The 14,405-nt window shown below is 42.1% G+C and carries 7 protein-coding genes; 4 read left to right on the plus strand and 3 right to left on the minus strand.

Features of this window, described 5'->3' with window-relative positions; translation table 11 throughout:
- The first annotated feature begins 96 nt into the window (after positions 1–96).
- Both BN8908_RS00215 and rocD read left to right on the plus strand, forming a co-directional pair.
- Positions 97–4,494 carry a translocation/assembly module TamB domain-containing protein gene (locus tag BN8908_RS00215; RefSeq protein WP_068688261.1) on the plus strand — a complete coding sequence of 1,466 codons (4,398 nt, stop codon included), beginning with the start codon at positions 97–99 and terminating at the stop codon, positions 4,492–4,494.
- 128 nt (positions 4,495–4,622) lie between these two features.
- Positions 4,623–5,834, plus strand: a complete 1,212-nt coding sequence (gene rocD, locus BN8908_RS00220) for an ornithine--oxo-acid transaminase (protein ID WP_021986519.1) — start codon at positions 4,623–4,625, stop codon at positions 5,832–5,834.
- Between the two features lie 39 nt (positions 5,835–5,873).
- Here rocD and BN8908_RS00225 read toward each other — a convergent pair whose 3' ends face one another.
- Positions 5,874–7,538, minus strand: a complete 1,665-nt coding sequence (locus BN8908_RS00225; RefSeq protein ID WP_068688263.1) for a nucleoside kinase — start codon at positions 7,536–7,538, stop codon at positions 5,874–5,876.
- A 193-nt stretch (positions 7,539–7,731) separates the two neighbouring features.
- On the minus strand, positions 7,732–8,679 hold the full coding sequence (locus BN8908_RS00230) for a lytic transglycosylase domain-containing protein (protein ID WP_021986521.1): 948 nt from the start codon (positions 8,677–8,679) through the stop codon (positions 7,732–7,734).
- Positions 8,680–8,820: 141 nt separating this feature from the next.
- Here BN8908_RS00230 and BN8908_RS00235 point away from each other — a divergent pair, with 141 nt between their 5' ends.
- On the plus strand, positions 8,821–9,984 hold the full coding sequence (locus BN8908_RS00235) for a MalY/PatB family protein (protein ID WP_068688265.1): 1,164 nt from the start codon (positions 8,821–8,823) through the stop codon (positions 9,982–9,984).
- 35 nt (positions 9,985–10,019) lie between these two features.
- Here the strand turns inward: BN8908_RS00235 and BN8908_RS00240 are convergent, their stop codons facing one another.
- A complete protein-coding gene (locus tag BN8908_RS00240) occupies positions 10,020–11,645 on the minus strand; it encodes a hypothetical protein (protein WP_021986523.1) in 1,626 nt (541 codons plus the stop codon).
- Positions 11,646–12,055: 410 nt separating this feature from the next.
- On the opposite strand from BN8908_RS00240, the gene BN8908_RS00245 reads away from it, so the two are divergent.
- Positions 12,056–14,386, plus strand: coding sequence for a M43 family zinc metalloprotease (locus tag BN8908_RS00245; protein WP_068688267.1), 2,331 nt, complete (start codon positions 12,056–12,058; stop codon positions 14,384–14,386).
- Positions 14,387–14,405: the final 19 nt, after the last annotated feature.

Genomic DNA, 14,405 nt, shown 5'->3' on the forward strand with positions numbered 1-14,405 from the left:
TAGGCAAACTAAAACTGTGCGGATATAAAAAAAGTTTTTCGGATATTATTCTATTGTGTCGCGGGGATTCTACTGTTGATTTTAATTCTTTATGCTTTGTTACACAGTCCGTATGTACAGACAAAGTTGGTCAATTATCTGACTTATCGTATCGAACAGACTACGGGTGTAAAGATGAAAATCGGCGGGGTGGATTTTCGTCCGGTAAAATCGTTGGTGTTGAATGATGTTTTAGTTGAGGATTACAGACAGGATACGTTGTTGTATTGCAAGGATTTACGGGTGAAGATCGATTCTTTTCAATGGACATCCCAGCGTTTTACCGTAAAAGATATTACACTGAAAAATGCCTATTTCAATTTATGGATTGTGAGGGGGGAGGAGAAGTCGGTTATGAATCTGGATGTTCTTCTGAATGCTCTTCGGATTACGGCAGAAGAAGAACAGGAGGGGATAGCTGGAGGTGCGGAGGATGTTACTGTCCCCTGGCAGGCGGATTTAAAACGCATTCAGATCCGGGATTCTCGTTTTGTATATAGGGAGAGTGAATATGAGGCGGTAGATTACGGTATCAATTGGACGGATGTGGAGTGTCTTCATGTCAATGCCGATATTACGGATATTGATTTTTCGGGAGGTCGGGTCGGGATGCGTGTTACCGGGTTGGGGCTGGAAGAGAAGTCCGGTTTTGTGATCGATAAAATGGAGGCGACAGTCAGTGCCTGCGATTCCAATTTATTGATAACAGATACAAAGATATATACGGCGAGGAGTTTTCTGGACCTCCGGAAGTTGGAATACAATTGGGTGCCGGGTCGCCGGGATTGGCGTCATTTTACGACTATGATGCAACAATATTACCGATTGGGGGAATCCCGGGTAAGTTTTATCGATCTGGCTTATTTTAACGGAATATTGCGGGGAATCGAGAATACGGTGGGGTGTAAAGGGGTTATTACAAATACCGTAAACCGGATAGAGGGACATCAATTGGAGTTTACTCTTGGGGAATCAACCCGATTGACCGGAGAATTTAAATCTTTCGGTTTACCTGATTTCAGGCATACGATTTTCGATATAAATATCCGGGAGGCCCAATTGAATCCGAAAGATTTGGAAACCGTTTATTTGCCGTGGTTTTCATGTCAGCTTTCGGTGCCACAACCCTTGCATCATTGGAATAAATTTGATCTGACCGGGAATTTTAAGGGAACGATAGATGATTTTATATTGTTGATCGACAGTCGTACGACCGGATTCAAAGGGACTGCAAAGTTGGGATATATTCCTTGTGCTTCGGCTGATTCTACAGATTGTTCCCGTATATCCGGGGAGTTCAATTTCCCGTCCCTGAATTTTGCGAAGCTGAGCGGAACGGAAGTATTGGGAGGAGGGCATATTTCCGGTACGTATGACGGGATATTGGCGGAGGGCCGGACGGCATTGAATGTGAATGGAAAATTGAATACGATTCAGATCGGTAAAGGAAAGTTGAAAAATACCGATTTATTTCTTACGATGGACGATGAAAAAATCAATGTTCTTTCTTCATTTGATAACGATAGCATCCGGGGTGCGGTGATGTTGACCTGTGATGTGGGGAAAGAAGTATTCTTTTTGAGTTCCAAGGGCAAGATAGAGGTAAATGATCTTGCTGATTTCGGGTGGGGGATCACCGGGGGCAAAGAAGCTGTCAAAACCGGATTTGACTTTGTTTTTGCAAAGAAGAAAGGAGGAGATAGTTTCGGGAATTATGCATTCCGGGATTTTACCTATACCGGAGAGAAGGGTGACTTTATCCTCGATAATGTCAGTATCGAGAATCGATTGAATGACGGGTATTATGTCACCAGTTTATTTTCGGATATTGTGGATATGCAGATCGAGGGACATTATATGTCGATACGTCCTCTTGAGTTTACGGATAAGCTGGTCCGCAGTTATTTGCCTGCTTATAAATGGCAGAAATACAAAAATCTGAATGAGGAGAAGGCTGATTTCCGGTATAGTATAAACATCAAGGATGCCGATCGGGTTTTATCGGCTGTTTATCCCGATTTGAAAATTGCTCCGGGAACCAAACTTTATTCCGATTTCGGATATAAGGGAAAGAAGATTCACCTTCGAATCGATTCGGATTCTATCCGGTACAAGGACTTTATTTTGCAAAATTCCCGGATTGATCTGACGGGGGATGAAGATTGTTTGCGGATGTTGTGTACGGCAGATCAGTTAGAAGTCAGTCAGGACTATCGTTTGTATAATGTCCGGAATGAATTGGTTTTGAAGGATAATACGGTGTTCGATAAATTGTTGTGGAGTAATTGGGGCAGTGAAACGTATAGCGGTGAATTGGGAATGATTCTTCGCTATGAACCTATCGACAAGAACAAATACAGGACGGTAGTTCATATTCAGCCTGGAGTGATTGTGCTTGCAGATAAGGTGTGGAATGTACAGGAAGCGGAGATAATCGCTTTGGATAAGGAAATTTCCATTTACGATTTCCGGATCGGTAACGGAAGGCAATATTTATCCATAGACGGAGATCTTTCCGAAAATCCGCAAAAAACGCTTTCTTTCCGGTTGAATCGTTTTGATTTGTCGGAATTGAACCGGGTGTTGTTTGACAATCGCTTTCATGTTTTCGGTCTTGCAACAGGAGAGGTGATCGTGCAGGATTATTACAAAGATAATTTATTGTATTCGGATGTACATGTGCAGGATTGGGGGATAAACCGCGATACTTTAGGAACGTTGCGGATGTTATCGGCCTGGGATGCGGATAGCAGCCGTATGCTGATCCGGGCGGAAAACCAGGTCGGAGAGGAAATCCCTTTGCGGGTAAAAGGATATTACCGGCCGGATACAGATAGCCTGAACGTCAATATAAATTTGTCTAAAATCAAATTGGATCGGCTGGGTATGTATGCTTCGGATTATTTTGTTGCCAGCCGGGGAGGTATTTCGGGTAAAATCAATCTTACCGGTTTGATGTCCCATCCGGATTTTTCCGGTTATCTTTTTTTGGATTCGGTTTTGTTGACGATGCGGGATGTCAATACGTCTTTTTTCATAAATGACAGTATTTATGTCGATAAGAGCAGTTTTATAATCAATGATCTGGCTATAAAAGACGTGCTCGGCCGTTCTTCGCTCTGTTCGGGATATTACCGGTTTTGGGATGATGAGTACGAGTTGAATATTACCTCCCGTAATTTTTTGATTCTCAATACAGATTACAGTCAAAACGATTCGTTTTACGGAAAGGTATTTATGAGTGGCTTTACGAATATTAATAATCGTAACGGTTTTATGGCATTGACGGTAAATGCACGGCCTGAAAGTAATTCACGTTTATATCTGCCTTTGACCTCGGCGTTGACAGAGGAAAATGGTAATTTTTTACATTTTGTAAGTCCTAATCAGCAAGCGCGGAAAAAGGTGCAGGTTCAGACCGGAACCGGCGGGATGCAGTTGAATGCTAATCTGGAATTGAATGACAATCTGGAGATACAGATTGTTTTTGACCCGACGATCGGGGATATTTTGAAAGCCAGAGGTTCCGGCGATATTAAGGTAACGTTGGATCAGGATGGGACAATCAATATGTTCGGAGCCTATAAGATTTCAAAAGGGGATTATCTGTTTACGTTGAGTAATCTGTTGAATAAAAAATTTGTACTGACTCAGGGTGGAAGTATAGCCTGGAACGGTTCGCCTTATGATGCGACGGTAGATATCAATGCCGTTTATAATTTAAAGACGTCGTTGTATGAGTTATTGACTGCGACGAGTTCTACCGTAGATAAATCGACAAAGGTACCTGTTGAGTGTGTACTGAATTTAAGTGATAATTTTGCTAATCCATTGGTGAAGTTTGATATCAATTTTCCGACTTTGGATACGCAGACGAAGAGTTATGTGCAGAGTCTTTTTTCCAGTCAGGACGAGATCAATAAACAGATGTTTTCTTTGTTGATTTTAAATAAGTTTTACACTCCGGACTATATGACGACGGCTGATATCGAGGAGAGAAATGCCGGTTATCAGGCGGGTGTGACGACGGCTTCGGAGTTGGTATCGAACCAGTTGTCCCGGTGGCTGTCGAAAATCAGCAATAATTTCGATATCGGTTTTTCTTATCGTCCCGGAGATAATATCACGACGGATGAGATTGAATTGGCTCTTTCGACCCAATTGCTGAATGATCGGGTTACCTTGTCTGCCAACGGTAATATGGATGTCGGAAATGCTAAAAATGTAACTTCGAATTCAACCGGAAGCAATAATATTGCCGGCGATTTTGATTTGGATGTTAAATTGAATAAGCAGGGAACGCTGAAATTGAAAGCCTATTCGCATACGGACGAGAAAATTATTTATAACGCGACGGAGACGATTCAGGGTGTCGGTATTTCTTATCAGGAGGCTTTCGATACTTTTCGGGAATTGTTACATCGGTATTTTAGTTTTTTGAGGAAGAAAAAATAAAAATCCTTGGTCTATATTGAATTTATAATCTTTATGACTTTGTTTTTTAATCTTTTTTTCACAAATTGCGTATTGCAAACGATTACGAACAGATTTGGGCCAACAAACTCATAAAAATTATATAACTTATGAATGCAAAGGATTACATGGACAGGGAAGCTCGTTACGGAGCTCACAATTATCACCCGCTGCCGGTTGTATTGGAACGTGGTGAAGGAATTTTTGTGTGGGATACGGATGGGAAACGATACTATGATTTTTTGTCAGCATATTCGGCTGTCAATCAAGGGCATTGTCATCCGAAAATTGTAGGGGCAATGACAGAGCAGGCCCGTAAACTGGCTTTAACGTCCCGGGCTTTTTATAATGATGTGCTGGGCGAGTGGGAGGAATTTGTGACGAAATATTTCGGTTATGATAAGGTACTTCCGATGAATACCGGGGCTGAAGCCGACGAGACTGCTTTAAAGCTTTGCCGGAAGTGGGCTTATATGAAGAAAGGTATTCCGGAAGGGCAGGCTAAGATTATTGTTTGTAACGGAAATTTTCACGGACGTACGATTACGATTGTTTCCTTGTCGAATGATCCGGATTCTTATGAAGGCTATGGTCCTTTTACCCCCGGTTTTATTAAGATTCCCTACAATGATATTCCGGCATTGGAAAAAGAGTTGCAAGATCCGAATGTAGCCGGTTTTCTGGTAGAGCCGATTCAGGGAGAAGCCGGAGTTTTTGTGCCTGATGCCGGGTATTTGAAGAAAGCATTCGATTTGTGTAAAGCCCATAACGTGTTGTTTATGGCTGATGAAGTACAGACGGGAATTGCCCGTACGGGAAAATTACTGGCTTGCGATCATGAAGGGGTACGTCCCGATGTCTTGATATTGGGGAAAGCCTTGGGAGGAGGTGTTATGCCTGTATCCTGCGTTTTGGCGGACGATGAAGTCATGTTGTGTATTCGTCCGGGAGAGCACGGTTCGACTTTCGGAGGAAATCCGATTGCTGCTAAAGTTTCCATTGCGGCTCTGGAAGTGGTTCGGGATGAGAAGCTGGCCGAAAATGCCGAAAAACTGGGGATTGTTTTCCGGGATAGACTGAGTGCGATTCATTCGGACCGGATTGAGGAAGTGAGGGGGAAAGGATTGTTGAATGCTGTTGTGATTAAGCCGAAAAACGGAAAGACGGCCTGGGATGTTTGCTTGAAGTTGCGTGACCGGGGACTGTTGGCTAAACCGACGCATGAACATATTATTCGTTTTGCTCCGCCTCTGGTGATTCATAAGGTGGAATTGATGGAGGCCATCGGAATTATTGAAAATACGTTTGCTGAATTGGAATAGATAAAAAAGGTGTCAAAATTTTTTTGACACCTTTTTTATTCAATATTTAAAGCTGCTGCCTCCTAAGAATTCCCGCAGGATTGAGGTGTTGGGTATTTCCCGGGTAGGTACGGCTTTGATATAGGAGAGAAATTTCAATAAACGCAGGGCTTTGGAATGTTCCGGGTGCTGTCCTGTAACTTCCCGTAATAAAGGTTCGGCCTGTTGTTTAAGAGCACCGAGTTCGTATATCAGAGCTGAGTTGAACATGATATCGGCTTCTTCCTGGTAAGGGACGATGTGTTTTTGCTCACCTTTCAATACGCTTTCCCAGCGTTTTAGAGTTTCAAGTGCCGAATAATTCCGGTATTTATAATCTCTGACCATCCGTCGGAGTAAACGGTTATCCGTCGGATTGATGATGTTATGGTTGTCGATAGAGATAGAAGTCAATGCCGACACAAATATTCTGAATATGGAATCGGCCGGGAGTAAGCGGGTGAGTTTAGGATTAAGTCCGTGTATTCCTTCTACGACGATTACATTATTTTTGGCAATTTTCAGTTTCTCTCCGCTGTAGTAGCGTTGTCCGGTTTCAAATGAAAATTTGGGTATTTCGATCTCTTCACCGTTTATCAAGCGGAGAATGTTATCGGAAAATGTATCGATGTCCAAAGCATCTATCGATTCGTAATCGTATTCACCCTTTTCGTCTTTCGGTGTATATTCCCGGTTGACAAAGTAGTTGTCGAGGGACAGGTTTACAGGGCGGATGCCGTTGACCATCAGTTGAATACTCAATCTTTTGCTAAAAGTCGTTTTGCCGGAGGAAGACGGACCTGCAATGAGAATAACTTTTACTTTTTTTCTGCGGCTTTTGATTTTATCGGCGATCAGGGAAATTTTCTTTTCATGCAGGGCTTCACTGATTTTTATGATGGCGCCGGAATATTTTTCTTCTACGGTCCGGTTTAGGTTACCGATGTCTGAGATGCCGAGAATTTTTCCCCAGCGCTTATATTCACTGAATATTTGAAATAGTTTCGTTTGCGGGGTTTCCGGCAATAATTCCTGGGGATTATTGCGATTCGGCAAGCGAAGCAACATCCCGTCTTTGTAAGGTATAAGATCGAAAATAGCCATACAGCCGGTGGAAGGAGCTAATGTGCCGTAAAAATAATCAGCCGTATTTTGGATATAGTATACGGAGGTATACAATCTTCCCCGGGTTGCCATAAGTTCGCATTTGTCTTTTAAGCCGGCTTTTTTAAATAGCCGGATGGCCTCTTCGGTCGGCATTTCTTCGCGGATAATGGGATAATCGGCGGCAATAATTTCTTGCATTTTGTTCCGTATGGCGGCAATTGTTTCCGGTCTCAAAACAACATCTTTATTTGCTATCCGGCAGAATATACCGTTGGATATGTTGTATTCGGCGATTAATGTCTTTTTGGGAAAAAGCCTGTGTACGGCTTTGTAGAGTATGAATATAAGGGAGCGCGTGTAAATACTGTATCCATCTAAAGTCGTAACGTCAATGAAATTGACTTGTTTCGGATTCATGATGATGTATTGTAAGTCTTGTAGCTGGTTATTTACAAGAGCGCCTAAAATGGACTTATGATTTTGAGGAAAAATAATTTTTTTGACTTCCCGAAGGGGCGTACCGATTTCAATATCGTAATACTTCCCCGTATTTTCACACATAATACTTACTTTTTCCATAATTATATATTTGATCCTCTAATGTAGTTTTTTCTTTCTATATAAGCAAATAACATGCCAACAGTCCCTTAGGAGAAATTCAGGCAAAAGAAGGGGATAAACAAAAGATCACGGTAAGCCGGGATACCTTTGTGAATCAAAAATCGTAAATTAATTTTAGAGAGAGGGGATTGTTGAGTCTGTGGTGTTGTATTTATCTGTACATTTCTTTGTCTTTCGGGATACGTATTTCATATTCCCGGTGAGCCGGGTTTTTCAGTTTATTTTTGCGGAGCCACGGGTTGAAGCGTTTGAGTGTTTTATAGGAGATGTCGTGTTTATTGGCAAAGTCGGCCCAATCTGCAACGGATTTTTTGATTTTGACGATTTTGACTTTTTCGATAGGATAGGCTGTAGGAGGATCGAAGTTGTACACATTCGGATTGTTCAGTATTTGTTTTAAGGCCAATATCCGGAATACGTATCTTTCGGTTTCTTCGCCGAGCAACAGGTCGTAGTAGTTTTTTTCTTTTTGGATGTCCATTTGTTTCTGGATCATCGAGTTTCCCGCATTATAGGCAGCAGCGGCCATTGTCCAGGAGCCGAAGCGCTCGTATGCTTTTTTCAGGTAGTTGCTGGCTGCCTGGGTTGCTTTTTCTACATTGTATCGCTCGTCTACTTCGCTGTTTATTTCCAGTCCGGCTTCCTCTCCCGTAGATGCCAGAAATTGCCACAATCCGACAGCTCCGGCGGGAGAGACGGCAGAGGGATTGAGGTTACTTTCGATGACGGCGAGGTATTTGAAGTCTTCCGGAATTCCGTTTTCTTTTAATATCGGTTCGATACGGGCGAACATACGGGGGGCATTTTTGAGCAGTTGTAAGGTATGTGAATGCAGATAGGTGTTTACTATCAATTCTTTACGCAGTGCTTCTTGTACATCGATGCGGTGAAGAGGCACTTCTTCTCCGGCAAAGCTGATGGCTTCCGGGACAAATACATCTACGGTGAGGGCTTGCTCTAAGGGAGTCAAATCAGTATGCGGAGTCGCGGCCGACAGGTTTGAATTACCTCCTGCTGCCTGCGAATAAAATACAATGGCAAAAATATTCAGAATGGATACTGTCGTACAAATATATATTAGTGAGGTGTATTTTTTCATTTCAGAATTAGTTGTTTTATATTTGCTGTAAAGATAATGCATAAAAGGCTATGATAAAAGAGGCAGAATGCTAAAATAGCGAGATTTCATAGTGGTTTATCCGTTAAAAATCGTTGTTATTCTTTATAAAGGAATTAGTATATGAAATACAATTTTGATGAAATTATAGATCGCCGGGGAACGGATTGTGTGAAATACGATGACCTGAACCGCACTTTCGGACGGACGGATTTATTACCGATGTGGGTTGCGGATATGGATTTCCGGACGGCTCCGGCAATTATCGGGGCAGCAGAGGATTGTTGCCGGCACGGTGTTTTCGGATATACTTTCCGGTCGGAAGAAGCTAAACAGGCGTTTATCGATTGGGTGGCGTTGCATTACGGCTGGCCGGTAAAACCGGAATGGATATCTATCAGTCCGGGGATTGTTACGGCCTTATCTGTTGCGGTAAGGGCTTTTACTGAGAAGAGGGACAAGGTGTTGATCTTAACTCCCGTATATCCGCCTTTTTTTGCTGTTGTAACTGAAAACGGGCGAGAGTTGGTATGTAGTTCGCTGGTAGTGGAAAACGGGCATTATGAAGTGGATTGGGCGGATTTTGAAGATAAGCTCAGACAGGGTGTGAAGCTTTTTATACTGTGTAATTCTCATAATCCGGTGGGACGGGTATGGCGTGCGGAGGAATTGAAACGTATGGGAGATTTGTGTTGTAAGTACGGTGTATTGATTTTATCCGATGAAATTCATGCCGATTTGGCTTTGCCGGGATTTAAACATACCGTTATGGCTTCCTTGTCGGAAGATATTGCGGCTCATACATTGACTGCGATGGCTCCGAGTAAAACGTTCAATATTGCAGGAATGATGAATTCTTTGATCGTATCTTCCTCATCTGAATTATTGGGTAAGTATAACCGGGAAATGCTGGCATTGCATTTGGACGTCGGCAATATATTCGGGCATGTGACATTGAAAGCTGCTTATCGGGAAGGAGGGGAATGGCTGGAAGAGTTACGGATATATCTGGGGCGAAATGTCGATTTTGCGGATGAGTATATCCGGCATGAATTGCCTTATGTGAAGATGTTGAGGCCAGAAGGTTCTTTTTTGTTGTGGCTGGATTTCCGGCCGACAGGATTAAGGCATGAGGAGGTCGGTCGTATATTGACTGAAAAGGCAAGGGTCGGTTTGAACGACGGAAGTGCCTTCGGTAAAGAAGGCATCGGCTTCCGGCGGATGAATGTCGGATGTCCCCGGGCTATTTTACAGGAAGGCCTGGAGCGTATAAAGAAAGCTTTTTAATGTGATGGTATACCGTGAATCCGGAGAATTTGGCTTTAAATTTTCCGGATATATTCGGTAAGGGATTCTTTGGGTTGCAGATTCAAATGCTGACGTAATCTGTAACGGGCGATATTTATGGTATTGGGTGGGTTATCCGTCAATATGGAAATGTCTTTGTTACTAAGTCCGATGCGTAGGTAGGTAGCCAGTTTTTGATCTCCTTTGGTCAGATTTCCATGTTTTTGCATCAATCGTTCCGTGAAATCGGAATGCAGCGTTTCGATCTGTAAAAGCGTATCTTTTAAGTTACTGTTGCTTTTTAAGTACAGAGCTATAAACGAGCTTATCTTTTCCAGCTGGGTTTTCAATTCTTCATTGTGCATTTTTTTTGCTTCTTTCAGCATGGTGATGATCTTTTGGAAAAGATCGTTCCGGCTTTTGATATAACAACAGAGATTGGTCAGTAATTTTTTGGAATAATCCAAGGCTGTAAAAGCATTGTTTTTTTCGATTTCAACGGCGTTTAACTGATAGTTGATCAGAGCGTTGTTTTTTTCGTGTAATTCCTGTTCGACAGCTAGTTTTTGTATTTTTATCTTTTGACGCACCCTGACTTGAAAGATAATGATTAAAAGTGTGGTTAGTAATAATGCCGAAATTCCCAGTAAATAACGCTTTTGTATAGTTTGCAGTTGATTTTGTTTTTGTTCGATCCGGACTTGTTGTTCAGATTCTTTGAGTTTCTTTTCTGCAATTCTTCTTTCGATATTACTGATCCGGTCGGTAATGAATATTTGTTTTTCCAGTTGGTGTAATTGTTGCAGGCTTTCATAGGCATTGGCCATATCTCCGATTTTATGGTATATCTGGGCACAATAATTCAAATTGTCCATCAGAATTTCCTGGGCGTTGATGGTTTTGGCTTTTTCCCGGGCTTTTTCGAGATAATCCAATGCTTTTTTGTATTTTCCGGCATATAGATGTTGTAGTCCGAAATTGTTGTAATTTTCGGCAATCGCCCAGGTGGCGTTGACAGCCAGATTGATTTGCAGGGCTTCTTCCAGAAATTTGATTTTTTCCTGGAAATGTTCGGGAAGCATACCCAAATTGTTCAGATTTGCCGCAATGGCTTTGGAATTATTAAACCGGCGGTTGATTTGTAAGGCATAATTGAATTCTTTTTCTGCTTGCTTGTATTCTTTTTGAACGAAATGTAATAATCCTTTGATGTTGTGGTAGTAGGACTCTCTGGGATCGTTGGGGAAATCTTTGTAATACAGGGCCGATTTATCCAGAAATTCGGAAGCACGCTTGAAATTGCGCAGTAAACGGTAAGAATTACCGAGACATGCATGTAAGTAAGCTATCGTAGCAGGACTGCACCGGTCTTCTTTATCAAGGGCCTGGTAGTAAATATCCAGAGCCATATCAAACCGGGATTGATGAATATAGCTGGTACCTAAAAGGATCAAAGCTTCGATTTCCAGAGAGTCGTTTTGTATTTTTATGGCTTCCCGAACGGCTTCGTTGGCATAATATCCTGCTAATTCGGGCGCTTTGTAATAATTATTTTGAGCTAAATCCAGATTTTCTTCGATTTTACGAATGGTGGTCGTGTCGGATTTTTCCTGTGCAGAAAAAAATGTGAATAATAGTATAAATGCAAATTGGGGTACCATAATTCTGACGCTTGTGTGTTGTAATCGGTTTGCCACACATCTTTCAAAAACAATTGCCCATGCACCGGCTTTTTATAGAAATCCACGTTGTTCCCAAGTCTTGAAGATGTATAACATTCCGTATAGGATTTATGTTAGTGGGAACTAAGTTAATATAAATTTAATAGGGTCTGTGCTATTTTAAGATAAAATTACAAGTCCGGAATTGAAAAAAATGAAAATAAATCAAAAAAAGAAAAACAGATGTATATATTTCGAATGTATAATTAGCTGATTATTAATATGTGATTGTTAAAATTGTATATAAGAAAAGAGGTGAAAACAGGAGTACGTATATATGATAATTTTGTTTTTTGAGTTTATTTTTTTTTAGAATTTTCATTTTTGTTTGCGGTTAAAAGTGAACAATTATGAAATCTTGGATCAAATTAACGATTGTTGTTATTACGGTGTTGTTGTGTGCATGTCATGACGATGAAGTGAGAAATAAAGTACAGCTTGTGGAAGAGCCTTTGTCGGATATCGGTTGCCGGACAGCAGAAATGAACCGTGAAATGGCGATGTCGATTCCGGAAGGATATCAGGGACGGGGGTCTTTATTGACCAAAGCTTATATGCAGACACGGGCTTCTTCTCAAAAATACATTATTCCGGTCGTTTTTCATGTTTATGGAACCAGTTTTCTAGGAAAAAGCGTAACCGTGGAATTAATTGAGGATGCTTTAAGGCGTACCAATGAAGATTTTCAGGGATTAAATGGAGATTGGCAACGGATAACGGCGCCTTTCGATTTGATAAAAAAAGAATTGAATATCGAGTTCCGTTTGGCCCAAAAGGATCCGGAGGGAAAATCGACAACGGGGGTCATTTTTTATCCTAAAAACAGCGGTTTCGGAGGTTTGAATAAGAACCCTGAGATTGCTGCTTGTGCCTGGGATAATTACAGTTATATGAATGTATATGTGATGGAGGATTTATATGGGGATCAGGTGTTGAATAATTCCGGTGTTGCTTGGTATCCGGATGAATGGATGAGTGATCGTAATCTGGCCCGGGTTGTGTATAACGGTGCTTATATCGGTAAAAATACCACAGAGAATTTCCGTCGGGTACTGACCCATGAATTCGGGCATTGGCTGGGATTGGCTCATACGTTTGAAGGGGGATGTACTTATCCGAACGATGAGGTCGACGATACACCGCCTCATGAAAAGAATATGTTGCATGAGTATGATTTGAATTGCGAAGGAAATAAGACCAATTGGCAAAACTTTATGACTTATACGGATATGTATGCTAATTTTACAACCGGTCAGGTGGAACGGATGTTGGCCATGCTGGAGCATCCGGCTCGTTTTCCGATTTGGCAGGAAGAGAATCTGAAAAAAACATTGTATCTGGGAGATGAGGCTGTTATTGAAGTGGGTGAGGGTATGCTGTTTGAAGATAAAAAGAATGACGGTACTTTTTCGGGCCGTTTTGAATTGAATGTAAAGTTTGCTTCATTGAAGGGGCAGGTAAACGATGAGTTGTCTGCCGATACCTATGAGGTGCAGCATTTGCCGGAAGGTTTATCTGTGCGCGTAGTCGTTGCAGGTGCCTCTTTGCTGCATGTTTTTGTCGACGGTCAAGCCGTAAATCATTCTTCGGCTGATAATACTTTTTTTATCCTCCGGTTTACAGGCGATATTTGTGATAAACCTTTGCATATTGATGACCAGCATCTGGAATTGCGGTTCCGGAATCCCTATCAAATCGTGACGACAGAGGTCTCGGATGTCGTGGTTTGCGCCGGGCAACAACGTCATCTTTTTCAGCTTTCTTCCGTTTATCCTTCTTCGAAGTATAGTCTGGTGTATGAAGGAGGCAAGTTGCGTATCGATACCTATGGTAAGGCTTTGGCAACAGAATCTTTTTCCCGTAATGTCAGTTGTCTGAGTGGCGGGGATGAGATTCCGGGCACATTGTCCTGGATCACGGGGTCGGATAATTTTATTCATGATTTATATACTCCTTCTTATAATCAGTGGAAAGGTAAGACGGGTTACGTCGGGCTGTATTTTCCGGGAGCGGATCAGACCGAGCGCTTGTACGGCTGGTTGAAATTGAGTGTAAGTACTGCCGGGGATTCGGTGATATTACATAGTTATGCTTTCCGGGAAGAACCGGGGATTGCTCTGAAAGCCGGTCAGAAAGAGGTTGGGCAAAACCTGATCGATCCGGAAATTTATGCTGATAAAACGGTCGTAAATGCAGGTGAACAAGTGCGCTTCGGTTTTTCCGCGTGGAGTAATAGCGGAATCAACACTTATCGTTGGTCATTTCCCGGAGGAACCCCGGCCGCTTCTTCGGAAAAAAATCCGGAGGTGATTTATGAGCAAAGCGGAATATATGATGTGTCTTTAGAGGTTACCGATCGCTCCGGGGAATCGTGGGTTCTATCCAAAAGTCGCTGGATACAGGTGAAAGAAGGGGGTACCTCCGAAAAACCGGAAATTACGTCTTTGATTGTTTTAACCGGTAATGGCGATAAATTTTTCCGGATAGAAAATCCGGAACGTTATGCCGACAGTGAACTGACTATTTGGGATCCACGCCGGAAAGAAATCCTGAAACGGCAGAATTACCGGAATGATTTTGAAATGAAGGGATTGGCTGCGGGGACTTATTATTATCGTTTTACTTGGGAAGCCGCAGGACAAAAAGAGGAAGTCACAGGCTTTGTCGAGTTGGTACGTTGACTACAATTGTCTAACCTAA

Origin of the sequence: Culturomica massiliensis, from assembly GCF_900091655.1 — a bacterium.
Classification (GTDB): Bacteria; Bacteroidota; Bacteroidia; order Bacteroidales; family Marinifilaceae; genus Culturomica; species Culturomica massiliensis.

Coding starts and splice junctions, on each gene's coding strand:
- rocD (WP_021986519.1), top strand. CDS start 4,623: ATGAATGCAAAGGATTACATGGACAGGGAAGCTCGTTACGGAGCTCAC.
- BN8908_RS00225 (WP_068688263.1), bottom strand. CDS start 7,538: ATGGAAAAAGTAAGTATTATGTGTGAAAATACGGGGAAGTATTACGAT.
- BN8908_RS00230 (WP_021986521.1), bottom strand. CDS start 8,679: ATGAAAAAATACACCTCACTAATATATATTTGTACGACAGTATCCATT.
- BN8908_RS00235 (WP_068688265.1), top strand. CDS start 8,821: ATGAAATACAATTTTGATGAAATTATAGATCGCCGGGGAACGGATTGT.
- BN8908_RS00240 (WP_021986523.1), bottom strand. CDS start 11,645: ATGGTACCCCAATTTGCATTTATACTATTATTCACATTTTTTTCTGCA.
- BN8908_RS00245 (WP_068688267.1), top strand. CDS start 12,056: ATGAAATCTTGGATCAAATTAACGATTGTTGTTATTACGGTGTTGTTG.